This window comes from Paenibacillus abyssi (assembly GCF_014640295.1).
In the GTDB taxonomy this organism is placed as follows: Bacteria; Bacillota; Bacilli; order Paenibacillales; family Paenibacillaceae; genus Paenibacillus_D; species Paenibacillus_D abyssi.
This window is the reverse complement of the sequence record NZ_BMGR01000004.1, coordinates 27,269-42,363: the sequence shown is the minus strand read 5'-3', so window position 1 is coordinate 42,363 and position 15,095 is coordinate 27,269. Positions and strand designations below refer to the sequence as shown.

Sequence of the window (15,095 nt, the reverse complement as noted above, 5' to 3'; positions counted from 1 at the left end):
CGTTATTAAGCCACAAGATTATTTAAATTGACCGGCAAGAGATTGCTCGGCGATTTGTACAAGCTTACGGGTAATGTAACCCCCGAGGGAGCCTGCGTCACGGGTAGCCATGTTGCCATAGTAACCGTCTTGTGGAATTTGGATACCAAGCTCTTGAGCGACCTCATATTTCATTTGGTCCAGAGCTGCTGTCGCCTGTGGTACAACCAATTGGTTGCTGCTGCGATTTTGACTCATTGTTGTTCACCTCCTTGCGGTTGGTACTTGTATTATGCGCTTTATTTTCGACTTCATTACAGGTAAGGTATGGGAAATCACTGGCGGCATTTTTAGATGCCGAATTTACTTGCAGCATGGTTTGGAGGCACGATAACTTATGAAATGTCCATATTGTGATTTTGGAGGCACGAAGGTACTTGATTCGAGGCCGGCCAACGAGAATAAATCAATCAGGCGCAGACGTGAATGTGAGCAGTGCAGCCGTCGTTTTACAACGTTTGAGATGATTGAGGAAACGCCGCTGATCGTCATCAAGAAGGACGGCAGCCGCGAGGAATTCAGCCGGGACAAGATACTGCGCGGTCTCATACGCGCCTGCGAGAAGCGTCCTGTCTCCGTCGAGAAGCTGGAGGTTATCGTCTCCGAGGTGGAGAAAGAGCTTCGCACGACCGCTAAAGCTGAGGTAGAGAGCTTTGAGATCGGCGAGCTGGTCATGGAGCAGCTGTATCCGATCGACGAGGTCGCTTATGTGCGATTTGCGTCCGTATATCGCCAGTTCAAGGACATCAATATGTTTATGAAAGAGCTCACCAACCTGCTCTCAAAGCATCCGCTCTCAGGCAATGATAAAAACGGTTGACAGCCTAATCCCCACTGTGATATTATCATCTCTGTTGTCACTCTTCATTCAACTGAGATGTTATAACATCTGGGGCCATAGCTCAGCTGGGAGAGCGCATCGCTGGCAGCGATGAGGTCAGGGGTTCGATCCCCCTTGGCTCCACCATACATAAGAAACCAACCACGTCAATTGTGACGTGGTTTTTTGTATGGTGGAAGCCCCGCAGGGGGCGAACCCGGGTTCGCCCGCGCGCAAGGAGCGAAGCGGATGAGCACGGCGTCTGAATCTACCGCTGCGGTCTGCTTCGTTGAATGGGCTCCGTCAGCACGTTTAATCAGGATTCATACATCCCCCTTGGCTCCACCATACATATAAACCAACCACGTCAATTGTGACGTGGTTTTTTGTATGGTGGAAGCCCCGCAGGGGGCGAACCCGGGTTCGCCCGCGCGCAAGGAGCGAAGCGGATGAGCACGGCGTCTGAATCTACCGCTGCGGTCTGCTTCGATGAATGGGCTCCGTCAGCACGTTTAATCAGGATTCATACATCCCCCTTGGCTCCGCCATACATATAAACCAACCACGTCAATTATGACGTGGTTTTTTGTATGGGCGTGCCCAGAGGCACGCATCTTCCAGCCGGTGCAAGTCCGGTCAAAGGAGGGGCCAAGCCCCTGTATAGCCAGGATACCTACGTATGGTGAAATCTGTGCGTAGAAGCGTATCGAAAAGTATCTGTCTGAGGCAGGGCGAGCGACAAGTCAGGCCGTAACATCAAGTGAATCCTGCCGCGTCGTCAAATAGGCCTCGCAAGTCTACCCGGGTTAGTCAACGCGGACAGAATGAAGTGGAGGGACTAGGTGTTTTATTTTCTGTTATGCGCTGCCTCTCGGAAATGAGTTCTAAATGGACATGGGTGACCGTTAGAAGCATTTTTTCAAACTTTTGAACCTCTTACGGACATGGGTGACCGTAAGGGACGAATATGCTTGTCAAAATGTTGGGTTATCGATTCTTATGGTCAGAAGTGACCGTTACATCTTTATTTTCTGAATTGAGGTGCTCTAATGGTCATGGATGTCCGTTACTATACGCTTTCACTGAGTCAGTTAGGAGCTGATAGTTACGATATCGTTGCTTGTCGTTGATAACGACCAGCATATTCATAGAAACAAGCTTGTCCAGTATACGTCTTGCTTGCCTGTCAGAACGCTGCAAGTGTGACGCGAGTTCAACGGAAGTGAAGGGGCGCATGATTCCGCGAGCAAATCGCAACGATTCTGTATCAATCCAACCGAGCGAATGATCGATGGCAGTAGAAATAAACTTGCCGGCAAAAGAGAGTACTAATTGCTTGCAAACCTCCGGTTCATCGATGATTGACAAATAAGCGACCGGAAGAAACATCCACCCGTCCAGTGTTAAATAGGCTTGTTTCATACATAAATCTTTAAATCGCCAAGCTTCAATGTCTCTGGCATGCGATCTGTATCCATGGATTTCGATGCAACCTTTTGAGCCGCCTGGCATATAGGCCAGATCCAAATATCGATATCGGTTGCCATAATCCCTCACTTCCCATTCCGGATACAAATGATTCAAATTGCCTATAGCAGGATACCAAATGTTTCTCAGAAATTCCTGTGTGCCATGGCCGAGTCCCTTTTCAAGTAATTCGCGTCTTCTTGGATTTTTTGCTTCCGTAATCTGTTTGGATAACCAATCGTTCATTATTCGTTCAAAACCGCTCAAGTGCAATCAACCTCTCTATCAAATCTTCAAACAAAAAGCCGCTTCGACCAAGAAACCGTAACTGGTTTCATTGAATCAAAGCGGCATGTGCTTCACGCCGTTTCCAATGCTTAATCTATAGTATAATTCAAGATATGATACAAGTCGATATCGGGGTTGTTTGCACACCACGTATTGGCTTAGCTTCCTGCGCGGACGGAACCGAAAGTATAACCTTTAAAAGATGGCATTGAGTGGAGGAGTACGGGTCATTTGCAAAGACAGCTCAATCACACCGATTTATTCTGGACCCTTTTGGAATCAGCTGGTCGATTATGCTCGAGCTGAGGATATTGAGGGAAAGCTACTCGGCATGATACGAGACATTCACATAAACAGCCATAGGATCTACGGGTCACTGCAAATCACCAAGAACCTATCGGCTGACCAGAAAGCAAGTCGAGGCCGTATAGACCGCCTTATGCGAGCAAACGGGATCCGATCTAAAGTAGTTAAGAATTACTGAGCAACTACGAATTCCAATCATAATCTACCGGTAGCGGATAACTTGTTGAATCAAGATTTTGAAACAACTAAACCGGTTGAAAAATGGCTTTCTGACATTACAAAATATCCCCACAGAGGAAGAATGGCGCTACCTCGCTGGAGTAATGGAACTTCATGGCCGCGCTCTTGCAGGATGGGCCAAGGACAGTCGTATGAAGACGGAACTGGTTGCCGATGCGCTTAAACAAGCCATTGGCCGTACAGGAGCCTAAGAACGTTTAATCGTCCATTTAGATCGTGACGTTCAATACGCCAGCAAGAAATACCAACGACTTTTGAAGAGTCATGGTATATCCCACCGTTACAGCTATCCAAGGCGATTTAAATTATTAGGCTAACGGCTGTAACTGAGGCTTTCTTGCTGTCTGCCTTTTCAATGCAAGGTAACTCACTGATATCCTGATCTGAAATACATAAAAGAGCACTAATTTGTGTTAAAATGAATTGAGGTTTGGAATTTAGAACGATAGCGGGAGGATTTTATGTCCGATGTTTCTTACACGACGGAGGAAATCGCTAAGCTTTTGAAGATTTCTAAAGTCACAGTTTATGATTTAATCAAAAAAGGGGAACTGCCTTCTTACCGGGTCGGTAAACAAATGCGTGTAGACGCGGCCGATCTTGAGGCTTATAAGCAACGGGAGAGAGGGGGCTCCTTCAGCGTACTGGGGGATGCATCGGATCGAACTTCATCCTACACTCCTATGCAATCCTCCGTTATCAACGGCTCACGTACGATCGTAATTACCGGACAGGATATCAGCGTAGACATTTTATCCCGGCATATCGAGAAGACGGTTTCAGGGATTCGCCCTCTGCGCGCCTATGTTGGAAGTATGGACAGTCTCATTTCCATGTATCGCGGGGAGTGTGATATTGTCAGCACGCATTTGTTTGACGGAGAGACCGGAGAGTACAATATTCCGTATGTTAGGAGAATTTTTACAGGTTTTTCTTACTTGATCGTTAATTTGCTTTCGCGTCAGTGCGGATTCTTTGTCCAAAAAGGAAACCCTCTCGGTATGCATGGTTGGGCCGATCTCAAAAAAAACGGCCTCCGGGTAGCAAATCGTGAGAGAGGTGTCGGCTCCCGCGTACTGTTGGATGAACAGCTGCGGCTTCTTGGGATAAAAGGGGACCAGCTGGAGGGATACGATAGGGAGGAGTCCAACCAGATCGGTATTGCAGCCAAAGTAGCCTCCGGGGAGGCCGATTTCGGTATAGGCAACGAGAAAACGGCGGCCACGGTCGGGAATGTCGATTTTATTCCATTAATTGAAGAGCGTTATGACCTGGTTATGATGAAACGGCAGGAAAATCGGGAGTGGATCCGGTCGGTGATGCAAATATTGAACTCCCAGGTCTTTCTGAACGAATTGCGCTCCATCCCCGGGTATGATTTATCAAAGACTGGAAAAATTATGTTTGAGACGTAACCGGTAGTCGAATTCGAGATGGAATCGGATAAAGTTATTCGTCTCTTTTTGAGACGGACCTCTTAACCTTAGAGGCACTGTTTTGATAATATCAACGAACAGGTCCTTCGGCTAGGCTGAAGGACCTGTTCGTTTATTTTAAAGAAAAGTTTCAACCGGGACTAATATAATGATCTATTAAACAATGAGAACCTGCTAATGCCGTTAACTGGTGTAGCAGGTTCCTTCCGTTTATACCTAAAATCGTAGATCCAATGGTTCTGCTATCGCCTGAGAAAGGTAAAAAAGATGCCAAGAGATTCTACAAAAGCAAGATAGATTTTATATAATCTGACGTTAGTTATAAGTGATATTTAGTGTTGTTTTGTTTGGTTTAAATAATATTAGACAAAATTAGTTTAGAGTGATATGATAAGAAACGTAGTGAATGATTATCATTCTCAATTATATAAAAGGACTAGGAGGAATTGCAATGTCAATCATACAAATTCGGGATGGGCGTACAGGAGAGCATTTGAAAAAGATCCGATTTGAGGATGTGGAGAAATATCATTCCGGGGAATTCCTGATGGCTATTGCTGTAGGCTATCTCAGCATGCAGGCAGGTATTGAAGCATTAGCGGAAGGGGAAATTCTTGATAGAAAGGATATCTCCGTACTAAGCGGTCACGGAGGACCTGGCTTTCGAGATGCGATCGAATATGTAACGAGGGCACAAACACGGGGGGCGCTGACTATAGATGTGGATTATCCAGTTGCTCAATACGATCCGCATCGAGCGCAGTCCTATGCTTTTGTGCTTACCTTAAAGAACGGCGCATCTGTGGAAGTGTCCTTGAAGGAAGAATTCCTTCCCTTGGAATTTTATGATTTGTTAAAGAAGGGACGCGAAGGCACAAGAACGGAAGCGGATGAACTGCGTTTGGACCAACTGAAAAAAGAGCTTTGCGACCGTGCGTTGTCTATGCCTAGAGAAGATTTGCTTCAAGTCAAAAGATTAGCTTAGCCTTCTTGCAAGGAAAGTATGCCGTAAGACATGACCAGATGGTTGGGCGGAGAGAAACTCAGCTCAACCTTGTTTTCCAAATATAATTGACAATGATAATCATTATCGTTAATATTTCTAAATAGACTGCACCTGATAGAAAAGCAAACTGTTTCGAAGGAGTTTACTTATGAAAAATCATACGCGAATCGTTCTTTCTGCCTTATTCCTTTCTTTTGTTTTTATTCTTGCTGGTTGTTTTAGCAGTGAGCTGGAGAAGAGTGAATCGCAGAAAAGTGAATCGGAATCAAAGAAAGAGGTTTCAACGCTAAGGATTGCCATTCCTAAAGATGCCGGGCCACTCAACATCTATACAAGCAACAGTGATTTTGATTACTTGGTGGAACTTGTTTTTGACAAACTATTCGCACCATCCCCTTACGTTGCGGATCCAGAACCGTGGTTAGCCGAGTCGGCAAGTCAGATTGATCCGCTCACATGGGTAGTGAAATTGAAACCGGGTATTACGTGGCACGACGGTCAGCCATTTACCGCAGAAGATGTAAAATTTACGTTCGAGTATTACCGTGATGGAACGCCGAATCGCCATTCTCATCATGTAAGTGAAGCGCCAAGCATAACGAAAATCGAGGCCACGGATTCGCAGACCGTTCGTTTTACATGTGAATATGCTTGTCCGACATTGGCGCATATCACATTGGCGGATTTGCCGATCCTGCCCAAACATATCTGGCAGGATGTAAAGGAACCTTTAAACCATACGGGGTTGCCGGTCGGAACAGGTCCTTTTCGATTGGTCGAGCATAAACCGGATGAGCTGTACCGCTTTCAAGCCAATGAGCAGTACTTCAAAGGCAGTCCTGCAGTTAAGGAGCTGGTGATGCCGGTCATTAAAGATCCTTCTGCAACCTTCAATGCTTTGCGCGCGGGTGAAATCGATATTGCGGCTCGCGAGGTGTCACCGGAACTTTTAGATACATTTAAAAATTTGCCTGATATGAAAGTTGTCCGCACCGCACCATTATCTCTAGTCGACTTGCGCCTGAATTATGAAAGGCCTCCTTTTAATCAGCCGGAATTCCGCCGAGCCTTGTCGCTGGCAATCGATCGCCAAAAGCTGGTTGACACGGTTCTTCTTGGCCAAGGTCGCGCGGGTACCAAGGGTTTTCCGCACCCGGATTCACCTTGGACCAATCCTGATTTAAACACACCGTTTGATCAAGATGAAGCGAAGCGTATATTGGAACAATTGAATTTCAATGATCACGACGGAGATGGCATACGTGAAACTGTCTCAGGCACGCCTCTCGAATTTACGCTGAAGGTTGCTTCGACAGAACCAACGTGGATTCGCACTGGAGAACTCGTTAAAAATCAGCTGGAAGATGTGGGCATACGATTAACCATACAGGCCCTTGACCCGGGAGTGGTAAGAGGTTTAACTAAATCCCGTGAATTCGATATCTTTATTAGCAACTCTACACCGCATTCAGCGGCCGATCCAGATCAGTTCATTACGATGCAGCGTTCCGGAAACCTCTGGAAGAAGGAGCTGCCTTATCCTGAGATGGACGCGTTATTTGAAGAGTGGAAACAGACAACAACTATAGAGGATCGAAAGAATGTATTGTTTAGAATGCAAGAATTGTTTAACCGGCAGCCGACAAGCGTTGTCTTGTACTATCCAGATGAATATTGGGCTTATCGTACAGACGCTTATGACCAATGGATGGAGTCTCCCGGATACGGGATCGTTCACAAGTATTCATTCTTACCCTCTGATGCTCGCGGCGGAGCTGTCGTTCATGAATAAGAAGAGGGGGATACGAGTTGCATATATCTGGTGTTCGAACAAGGGGAAGGAGCTTTTCTTCTAGGCGATTATTTATCCGGATATCCCAGTATATATTGGTTGTTTGTGTAGCGTTGACAATTAATTTCACATTGCCCCGGCTGGCGCCTGGCGATCCATTGAACTACATCCTCGGTGACGAAGCTAATTCACTGAACGCTGAACAGCGCCAACAGATTTACCGCGAACTCGGACTGGACCGTTCGGTACTGCAACAATACGGGGACTATTTACTTGGAACCTTAACCTTTGATTTGGGCGATTCTATCCGTTTCGGCCGCCCGGTTAGTGAAATTTTGGTAGAGCGATTACCTTGGACCGTGCTGATGATAGGACCGGCAATCATACTAAGCGCCTTATTAGGTATAGTTCTCGGCGCTCTGGCAGCGTGGAAGCGGGGCAAGGCGGGCGATGCTTCTCTGTTGACGGGAATGATTATTTTGGAATCGATGCCTAGTTTCTGGATCGGCATGCTGCTAATCGCTGTCTTCGCGGTAAATTTGGGGTGGTTTCCATCCTTCGGTGCGGTACCGTTTACGGGAACCGAAGGAGGTCTGGCCTATTTTGTTGAAGTGGCGCGAAGGCTGGTGCTGCCGGTAACGACGATTACCTTGGCCACGATCGGCAGCAACTTCCTGCTTACGCGAGCATCCATGTTAAACACCCTGGGTGAGGATTACGTACAAATGGCTGAGGCCAAAGGTTTAAGTGAACGCGCCGTGTTGTTTCAGCATGCTTTGCGCAATGCGCTGCTCCCCGTCTATACCAACGTAACGCTGAGTCTGGGCGCTTTGGTTAGCGGGGCCGTCACAGTCGAGACGGTCTTTGCCTATCCGGGGGTGGGGAGATTGCTGTATGAAAGTGTACTGGCACGTGATTATCCATTGCTGCAGGGTGTATTCCTGTTGATCACGATTGGGGTAATTGCCGCCAATGTGCTGGCCGATCTGACCTATCCTTTGTTGGATCCGCGGGCAAGATCAGGCACACGATCGGAGGTATCATGAATACTCCGATTGCTAGATATTTGGGATTTACGGGTTTCGCGATACTGGTATTCATGCTTCTCCTGGCGATATTAGGCCCTTTCATCGTGCCTTATGATCCCAATGAGCTGATCGCTCCCGCGTTCCAACCGCCAAGCTGGTCATATCTGCTGGGCACCAATGATATTGGACAGGATATTTTCAGCGAATTGATCATGAGTGCTCGCGTCTCCTTGCTTGTTGGCGTTGTCTCCGCGCTGATAGCAACGTTGTTCGGTGTGATTGCAGGTTTGGTCGCAGGTTATTTCGGAGGATGGGCTGAAACGATATTGATGCGGTTAGTGGATGTAAAGCTGACATTGCCTTTTCTGCCCTTGATGATTGTGGTGGCGGTATTCCTCGGACCAGGTCTGATTACTCAGATTCTGGTAATTGCATTGGTTATTTGGGCTCCGATGGCGCGCGAACTGCGCTCGCAGGTGCTTACGGCACGCCGGCGGGGCTTTGTCGAAGCGGCCGAGGCAATCGGTGCGGGCGGGAGATACATTTTACGGCGGCATTTGTTGCCGAATGTGACACCGCTAATCATTCCGCAATTTGTACGGGCAGCCAATACGGGTATTTTGATGGAAACCTCGCTTAGCTTTTTGGGGCTTGGCGATCCGACGGTGAAAAGCTGGGGGATGATGCTGTTTTACGCTAATTCCCGCAGTGCATTCCTTACGGATGCCTGGCTATGGTGGTTGCTTCCTCCTGGCATATGCATTACGTTGTCGGTGCTGTCTTTTTCGTTACTGGGTTATGCGCTGGAAGAACGTGTTAGACCGAGGCTGCGCACCTCATGGAGATTCGGCGCCTCCGAGCGGTCAGCCAACAAAGTCCGGCCATTGAAGAGGGAACCTCAAGAACAAGATCCTGAATCTCCCGAGCCGCTTCTTTCCGTACAACAATTATCCGTTGAATACGTAACAGCGAATGGAGCCATTCGTGCGGTGGATTCGGTCAGCTTTTCCGTTCGCCGGGGAGAGGTGCTGGGTATAGTCGGGGAATCAGGAAGCGGTAAAACAACGATGGCAGCGGCATTGATGCAGCTGCTCAAACCGCCCGGCAGATTAACTGGCGGCCGTATGCTTTTTGCAGGAAACGATCTGGCTTCGTTAGATGCGGCGGAGCTTAAGAGATTACGGAACAATCGAATTGCTCTCATTCCTCAGGCGGCAATGAATGCACTGAATCCGGTCTACACGGTACAAAAGCAGTTAGTCGAGGCTATTCTCGCGCACCAGAAAATAAGACGGAGTGAGGCAAGAATACGGGCCAATCATTTGCTTCAATTAGTTGGCATAACACCAGATAGGGCTCGGGCTTATCCCCATGAGTTGAGCGGAGGCATGCGCCAGCGAGTGGTGATTGCGATCGCTTTGGCAAATAATCCGAGTCTTGTCATCGCCGATGAGCCAACCACCGGCCTCGACGTCATCGTGCAAGCGGAAATCCTTGAACTGTTGACTGATCTGCAATCACGACTGGAGTTGGCGATGATTTTCATTTCCCACGATCTCTCTGTTGTTTTGAGTGTAGCGGACCGGATTGCGATCATGCTGGAAGGAAAAATCGTTGATCAAAGCAGCGTGAACTCGGGGGTGTTTCATCCCAATCATCCATATTCACAGCGGCTTCAAGCAGCTTTACCACGTTTGAAGAGCAAGCATACTATTCCGTTCTCTTGATTGTAAAAGATGGAAGCTGTGATTTGGAAAGCACGTTGGAAAGGAGCACGGGGATGTCTGTTGATGTTATATCTTCTCAGGGAGAACCCATTTTGCAGCTTAAAGAGATTCGTAAATCTTTTGATAGACATGGAGCGCGATTAGAGCGGTCAATGGTCCTCAAAGATGTAGAATGTTTCATTCATAGAGCCGAGGTAGTAGGGCTTATCGGGGGCAGCGGCACAGGAAAAAGCACGCTCGCACGGCTGATCATGGGACTTGAACGTCAGGACTGCGGGAGCATCTTATTCGAAGGACGGGATCTTGAACAAGTTACCGCTAGAGAAAGGCAGGCCATGAGGCGGTTTATGCAGATGGTTTTTCAGGATCCCTATGACTCTCTGGCTCAAGGTTTGACGGTGGAGGAAATCGTTGCAGAACCTTTAATCATCCATCGAATTCACCGTTATGACAGAAAAAAGCGTCGAGAGCTTGTCGAAGATGCGCTTGCCGAGGTCGCCTTGGCGCCAAGCAGCCTTTTCATAAATCGTTATCCTCACGAGCTCTCAGGCGGACAACGTCAGCGTGTGGCTCTTGCAAGGGCATTGATTCTGCGGCCGCGTCTAATTATCGCTGATGAGCCTACGTCCATGCTTGATGTCTCTCTACGGTTGGAGCTGATCGATTTGATGAAACGCCTTAGGGAACGACATGGGATTGCTTACCTGTATATTACACATGATCTTGCTCTCGCCCATAGATTTTGCGACCGTCTTCTAGTCTTGAGCGAAGGGCGAATTGTAGAGCAGGGCTTGGCAAATGAAGTCATTGAACGTCCCCGCCATCCCTATACCCGGGCTTTAATGCAAGCGGCGATGCGATTCATGCCTGCTATACAGAGTTCGAACCCTGTGGAGCTGACGGCAAAATGAACCCAAAGTTGCGAGAGGATTTAATTTTTGTAGGTATTAGCGCTAAAAGATAGATGAATGCTCACTTATTAAGGAGGAAATATTTATGTGTTGTTACTTACGAATGCACCAGGTTTTAGCCGGAGTTATGATTCCCAAAGGCGAGATCGATTGGGATCACGTTTTCAGTAAATGGCAAACCGCCACGACTGTAGCTGACCGCGATGAGCTCTTGTCGACGATGGAACTCGTGCCCATTGACGTATACGATTTGGGAAAAGTGGACCTCAGCCAGTTCTGCGGACTTATCGTATCGGACAGAGTAGACCAAGACTTCCTGTATCAGGAAAGAGATTCTATTCGAAAGTTCCTTGATGCTGGTAAGGTGGTAGCTTTCAGCGGGGGACTGTTCCGCGAGTGGCTGCCGGGCGCGCAGCCGTTTGTTTCTTGTGAAGATGGCGCCATCACCGAAAGGGCCTTAATCGTGGCTCAACATCCGATTTTCGAGGGGATCAAACCTGAGGATATGGGAAACAACTTTGCTTATGGGTATCATCCTGCCCCCGAAGGAGTCGAGGTCCTCATTTCTCATGCCGACGGCGGAGCCGTCGTTTATGTGGATAGAGTCAGCACAGGCGGGGTCATCCTGGTTCATACAGGCCACTCTTTGCTGGGCTATGGGGCTTCAGAGGGACCGGGCCGATGGATTGTACCGCAGCTCCTTTCGTGGTTTTGGAAGGAGGCCCAACAATGAGCCGTTTGGCCATACTGTATGGCGGATCATTGCCGGAATATGCGGTTCTAAACCGGCCCAAGTACAGCCGTTGGCTAGCGGGGACCATACACTTGACAGACCTGCCTTCCACTGACCTTAGCAAGTTCGACGGGCTATTGATCCCTGAAGGCTTGCATCACTTGAGGCTGCAGGCTTCATCTGACCAGATTTGTAAATTCTTAGACCAGGGTGGTACGGTGCTCATATTCGGTGACCAACCGCTTTCGTGGCTCCCTGGCCTCGACTGGGAGTTTCGGCCGGTGATGAAACCGGAATCCGGGAAACTGCTTATCCAAAGCCCCGATCATAGTTTCCACAGGCATATAGGGCTCGAGGATATCTTGCACTTTCATGGTGTCTTTCATCCACCTGCCGGTGTCCAGACGCTCCTAGCCACCCCGGATGGCGGCTCAGTACTGTACATCGACCGGGTCAGCACTCGCGGAACATTGTTGGCCACATCCGTGGATTGTTCGAGACACGTTGGGACAATGACGAATCGCATCTCCGAGAGATTCCTGGATCGCTTGCTTCCATGGGTTGTCGAAGAGCTGCTCACACCATCAACAGCGGGTGATAAGTAAAGGATACTACTTTTTTTCATAACGCGTGCCTAGCCCATTTAGGAACAATTAGACGGTGTGAGTCTTATCGAGATAGGGGCGACGCCTCGCAGCTGACTAGCAAATGGTGGCTCATTAGAGATTGCTTCCAACATGCTCCATCGTTGGGTGAAGGAATTTGAAGAAGGTAAATACGAGGTCACTTCACATGATGGGATAACGCCGTTAGAATCCAAGGTGCTTGCCCGGTAAAATGATCAATTGAAAAAATTGCTTGGTGAACAAGCATTAGAGATCGAGATCCTGCGTGATTTAATAAATCGTCGGTCGAACAGGCTTCGTCAGCCATTAAATCAGGATTCATACATCCCCTTTGGCTATACCTTAATTTTTCTTTACAATGATGCTGATGTTATAATGAGTGCAAGCAGAGGAGTTGTATTCATTATGATTAAATTAGGCGTACTTGACCAGGTATATGTCTCAGAAGGCAGAACAGCCGCAGAAGGACTGCAGCAATCGACTCGTCTCATTCAAGCAACGGAGGCTCTAGGTTATTCCCGGTTTTGGGTGTCCGAACATCATTCCATGCCTGCTCTGGCTTTCTCGAGTCCTGAGGTGTTGATTGCCCATTTAGCAGCAGCTACCTCACGTATTCGTGTAGGTTCTGGCGGCATCATGCTCCCGCATTACAGCGCGTACAAAGTTGCAGAGAATTTTCGGTTGCTTGAGGCACTCCATCCCGGCCGCATTGACCTGGGTCTGGGTAGGGCGCCGGGTGGTACGCCACTTGCTACGAGAGCTTTGCAGCAGGATAAGTACGTTGATGTGAATAAATACCCTCAGCAAGTGCTTGATATTATCGGCTATTTGCATGATTCCATGCCTGCTGGACACCCCTTCGAGAAACTGCTGGCATCTCCAGTGATTTCGACGGCTCCTGAAATATGGCTGCTCGGTTCCAGTGGCGAGAGTGCGAGAATTGCGGCGATGCTGGGTACTTCTTACGCGTTCGCGGAATTCTTTGGGACGCCTGGGGGAGAAGAGGCGACAAAGTATTATAACGAGCATTTCGAGCCCAACAACGTTTTGAAGGATCGTCCGCGCTCGATGATTGCAACACTTGCGATCTGCGCTGAAACGGAAGAAGAAGCGAACCGGTTGGCGTTGAGCGGAGATTTGTTATTCCTCGGTATTCGAACTGGTCGGGAGGTTCCGTTCCTGCCTTCTGTGCAGACTGCACTTGATTATCCATACACGGAGATGGATCTGCTGCATATTCAGCAAACTCGCCAGCGGAGGATTATCGGTACACCGGATCGGGTGAAGGAGCAATTGCTTAAGATGAGCAAGGATTACAATGTTGAAGAGATTCTCATCAACAGTCCAATATACGACGAGAACGCGCGAATTCATTCCTACAGGCTGATCGCGGAAGCATTCGGGATGAATATGCAGTAATATGAAAAACACGCCAAATTAAGGCGTGTTTTTTTATGCTTGCTACCCCAATCCTTCTCCTTGTACTCCCATCAATATCCAAAAAAAATCAGTATAAAGACTCTTTTTATCAAACACACTATGACAACCTTGAGAAACATTATATGCCTCATGTTAAAAGAAATGGCCGGTACAGGTATGATTGAATTGTGAGAAGGACATAAGAGAATACAGCCCCAAACGGACATTTCTCAATACTTTCTTACAATAACCCAGAAGAAAAGAGGAGAAAAAAATGGCTCAAAAGATTGTTGATCACAATGGAAATCCTGTCACTCATGGTCGCGAAACCGTAAATGGTGTCCGCCTTCATTATTATACTGCTGGAGAAGGCGAGCCGATTGTCCTGCTGCACGGTGTACCGAAAACCTCCTACTACTGGCGCAACGTATTGCCACAGTTGTCACATAAATACAAGGTAATCGTTCCAGACCTTCGCGGTTTCGGCGACTCGGCTCGGACTTTGACCGGTTATGATATGCCTAACATGGCAGAAGATATCGCTCAACTGATGACGGCTCTCGGACACGAGAAGTTCTTCCTTGTCGGTGAAGACTGGGGAGCGGCGGTAGGTATGGCGCTCGCAATGAAGTATCAAGAGCGGGTGAAGAAGTTCGTATATCAAGAAATGCTTCTCCCTGGATTCGGGCTGGAAGATTGGTCGCACCTGACGGAAGAGAACGTGCGCACGAACCACTGGATCTGGCACATCAACTTTTACAATGTACGTGATTTTCCAGAACTGCTTATCTCTGGTCGGGAAATGCTGTACTTCTCTCATTTCATCCGTCATGAGTGTTATGATCCTACCGCTGTTTCCGAAGAATCCATTGCAGAGTATGTACGCTGCTATGCTGCACCGGGCGGACTGCGGGCGATGTTCGAAGTTTACCGCGCGACATTCCAGGATGCGGCATTCTTCAAGACAGCAATGGACAACAAGCTGAAAATGCCGGTACTCGCACTTGGAAGCACATACTTCATTGGTGATGAGAATACACGCGAGATGAAGCTGGTTGCGGAGAACGTAGAGGAAGCAAGCTTGCCTTGGGGCCACCAATTGGCAGAAGAATGCCCGAACGAGCTGAGCGAAGTGCTGCTGAACTTCATCAGCAAATAATAACATTTTCATAAGTCGTTTCAACTTAACATCACGTCACATGAAGTGGCGTGATGTTGCAGATTCTAATTCTACCGACAATCGAGGGGGGCAGAAAA

15 protein-coding genes and 1 tRNA gene are annotated in these 15,095 nt (G+C 48.1%); 14 read left to right on the top strand and 2 right to left on the bottom strand.

Annotation, left to right across the window (positions count from 1 at the left end):
- Positions 1 to 18: 18 nt before the first annotated feature.
- Entirely contained in the window at positions 19 to 237 is a 219-nt protein-coding gene (locus IEW11_RS06910; protein ID WP_188530326.1) for an alpha/beta-type small acid-soluble spore protein, read from the bottom strand.
- Positions 238 to 376: 139 nt separating this feature from the next.
- On the opposite strand from IEW11_RS06910, the gene nrdR reads away from it, so the two are divergent.
- Positions 377 to 859 carry a transcriptional regulator NrdR gene (gene nrdR / locus IEW11_RS06905; protein WP_188530324.1) on the top strand — a complete coding sequence of 161 codons (483 nt, stop codon included), beginning with the start codon at positions 377 to 379 and terminating at the stop codon, positions 857 to 859.
- A gap of 71 nt (positions 860 to 930) precedes the next feature.
- Positions 931 to 1,006: transfer RNA gene (locus tag IEW11_RS06900), tRNA-Ala, on the top strand.
- 906 nt (positions 1,007 to 1,912) lie between these two features.
- Here IEW11_RS06900 and IEW11_RS06895 read toward each other — a convergent pair.
- Positions 1,913 to 2,593, bottom strand: coding sequence for a transcriptional regulator (locus tag IEW11_RS06895; protein ID WP_188530322.1), 681 nt, complete (start codon positions 2,591 to 2,593; stop codon positions 1,913 to 1,915).
- Between the two features lie 223 nt (positions 2,594 to 2,816).
- Here IEW11_RS06895 and IEW11_RS25305 point away from each other — a divergent pair, with 223 nt between their 5' ends.
- The 12 genes from IEW11_RS25305 to IEW11_RS06835 all read left to right on the top strand — a co-directional run bounded on the left by IEW11_RS25305 (position 2,817) and on the right by IEW11_RS06835 (position 14,997).
- Entirely contained in the window at positions 2,817 to 3,098 is a 282-nt protein-coding gene (locus tag IEW11_RS25305; RefSeq protein WP_373289309.1) for a helix-turn-helix domain-containing protein, read from the top strand.
- A 58-nt stretch (positions 3,099 to 3,156) separates the two neighbouring features.
- Positions 3,157 to 3,351 (top strand): hypothetical protein, encoded by a 195-nt coding sequence (locus IEW11_RS06885; protein WP_188530318.1) that lies wholly within the window; start codon positions 3,157 to 3,159, stop codon positions 3,349 to 3,351.
- 270 nt (positions 3,352 to 3,621) lie between these two features.
- Positions 3,622 to 4,575 (top strand): helix-turn-helix transcriptional regulator, encoded by a 954-nt coding sequence (locus tag IEW11_RS06880; protein WP_188530316.1) that lies wholly within the window; start codon positions 3,622 to 3,624, stop codon positions 4,573 to 4,575.
- A 472-nt stretch (positions 4,576 to 5,047) separates the two neighbouring features.
- Positions 5,048 to 5,581: an FmdE family protein gene (locus IEW11_RS06875; protein ID WP_188530314.1), complete on the top strand. Its 534-nt coding sequence runs from the start codon at positions 5,048 to 5,050 to the stop codon at positions 5,579 to 5,581.
- Between the two features lie 169 nt (positions 5,582 to 5,750).
- Complete coding sequence (locus tag IEW11_RS06870; protein ID WP_188530313.1) at positions 5,751 to 7,394, top strand: ABC transporter substrate-binding protein; 1,644 nt, start codon at positions 5,751 to 5,753, stop codon at positions 7,392 to 7,394.
- Positions 7,395 to 7,507: 113 nt separating this feature from the next.
- Complete coding sequence (locus IEW11_RS06865; protein WP_229724996.1) at positions 7,508 to 8,440, top strand: ABC transporter permease; 933 nt, start codon at positions 7,508 to 7,510, stop codon at positions 8,438 to 8,440.
- Complete coding sequence (locus IEW11_RS06860) at positions 8,437 to 10,149, top strand: dipeptide/oligopeptide/nickel ABC transporter permease/ATP-binding protein (protein ID WP_188530311.1); 1,713 nt, start codon at positions 8,437 to 8,439, stop codon at positions 10,147 to 10,149. The genes IEW11_RS06865 and IEW11_RS06860 overlap by 4 nt, the downstream gene beginning before the upstream one ends.
- A gap of 92 nt (positions 10,150 to 10,241) precedes the next feature.
- Complete coding sequence (locus IEW11_RS06855) at positions 10,242 to 11,060, top strand: ABC transporter ATP-binding protein (protein ID WP_188530309.1); 819 nt, start codon at positions 10,242 to 10,244, stop codon at positions 11,058 to 11,060.
- A gap of 85 nt (positions 11,061 to 11,145) precedes the next feature.
- A complete protein-coding gene (locus IEW11_RS06850) occupies positions 11,146 to 11,793 on the top strand; it encodes a phosphate starvation-inducible protein PhoH (RefSeq protein ID WP_188530307.1) in 648 nt (215 codons plus the stop codon).
- Positions 11,790 to 12,398, top strand: coding sequence for a hypothetical protein (locus IEW11_RS06845; protein ID WP_188530305.1), 609 nt, complete (start codon positions 11,790 to 11,792; stop codon positions 12,396 to 12,398). Before IEW11_RS06850 ends, IEW11_RS06845 begins: the two co-directional genes overlap by 4 nt.
- A gap of 426 nt (positions 12,399 to 12,824) precedes the next feature.
- Positions 12,825 to 13,838, top strand: a complete 1,014-nt coding sequence (locus tag IEW11_RS06840; protein ID WP_188530304.1) for an LLM class flavin-dependent oxidoreductase — start codon at positions 12,825 to 12,827, stop codon at positions 13,836 to 13,838.
- 274 nt (positions 13,839 to 14,112) lie between these two features.
- Positions 14,113 to 14,997, top strand: a complete 885-nt coding sequence (locus tag IEW11_RS06835; protein WP_188530302.1) for an alpha/beta fold hydrolase — start codon at positions 14,113 to 14,115, stop codon at positions 14,995 to 14,997.
- The last annotated feature ends 98 nt before the right edge of the window (positions 14,998 to 15,095 follow it).

Bases quoted from the DNA above. Each gene is read 5' to 3' on its own strand.
- IEW11_RS06910 (WP_188530326.1), bottom strand. From the start codon at position 237: ATGAGTCAAAATCGCAGCAGCAACCAATTGGTTGTACCACAGGCGACA.
- nrdR (WP_188530324.1), top strand. From the start codon at position 377: ATGAAATGTCCATATTGTGATTTTGGAGGCACGAAGGTACTTGATTCG.
- IEW11_RS25305 (WP_373289309.1), top strand. From the start codon at position 2,817: ATGGCATTGAGTGGAGGAGTACGGGTCATTTGCAAAGACAGCTCAATC.
- IEW11_RS06880 (WP_188530316.1), top strand. From the start codon at position 3,622: ATGTCCGATGTTTCTTACACGACGGAGGAAATCGCTAAGCTTTTGAAG.
- IEW11_RS06875 (WP_188530314.1), top strand. From the start codon at position 5,048: ATGTCAATCATACAAATTCGGGATGGGCGTACAGGAGAGCATTTGAAA.
- IEW11_RS06870 (WP_188530313.1), top strand. From the start codon at position 5,751: ATGAAAAATCATACGCGAATCGTTCTTTCTGCCTTATTCCTTTCTTTT.
- IEW11_RS06860 (WP_188530311.1), top strand. From the start codon at position 8,437: ATGAATACTCCGATTGCTAGATATTTGGGATTTACGGGTTTCGCGATA.
- IEW11_RS06850 (WP_188530307.1), top strand. From the start codon at position 11,146: ATGTGTTGTTACTTACGAATGCACCAGGTTTTAGCCGGAGTTATGATT.
- IEW11_RS06845 (WP_188530305.1), top strand. From the start codon at position 11,790: ATGAGCCGTTTGGCCATACTGTATGGCGGATCATTGCCGGAATATGCG.
- IEW11_RS06840 (WP_188530304.1), top strand. From the start codon at position 12,825: ATGATTAAATTAGGCGTACTTGACCAGGTATATGTCTCAGAAGGCAGA.
- IEW11_RS06835 (WP_188530302.1), top strand. From the start codon at position 14,113: ATGGCTCAAAAGATTGTTGATCACAATGGAAATCCTGTCACTCATGGT.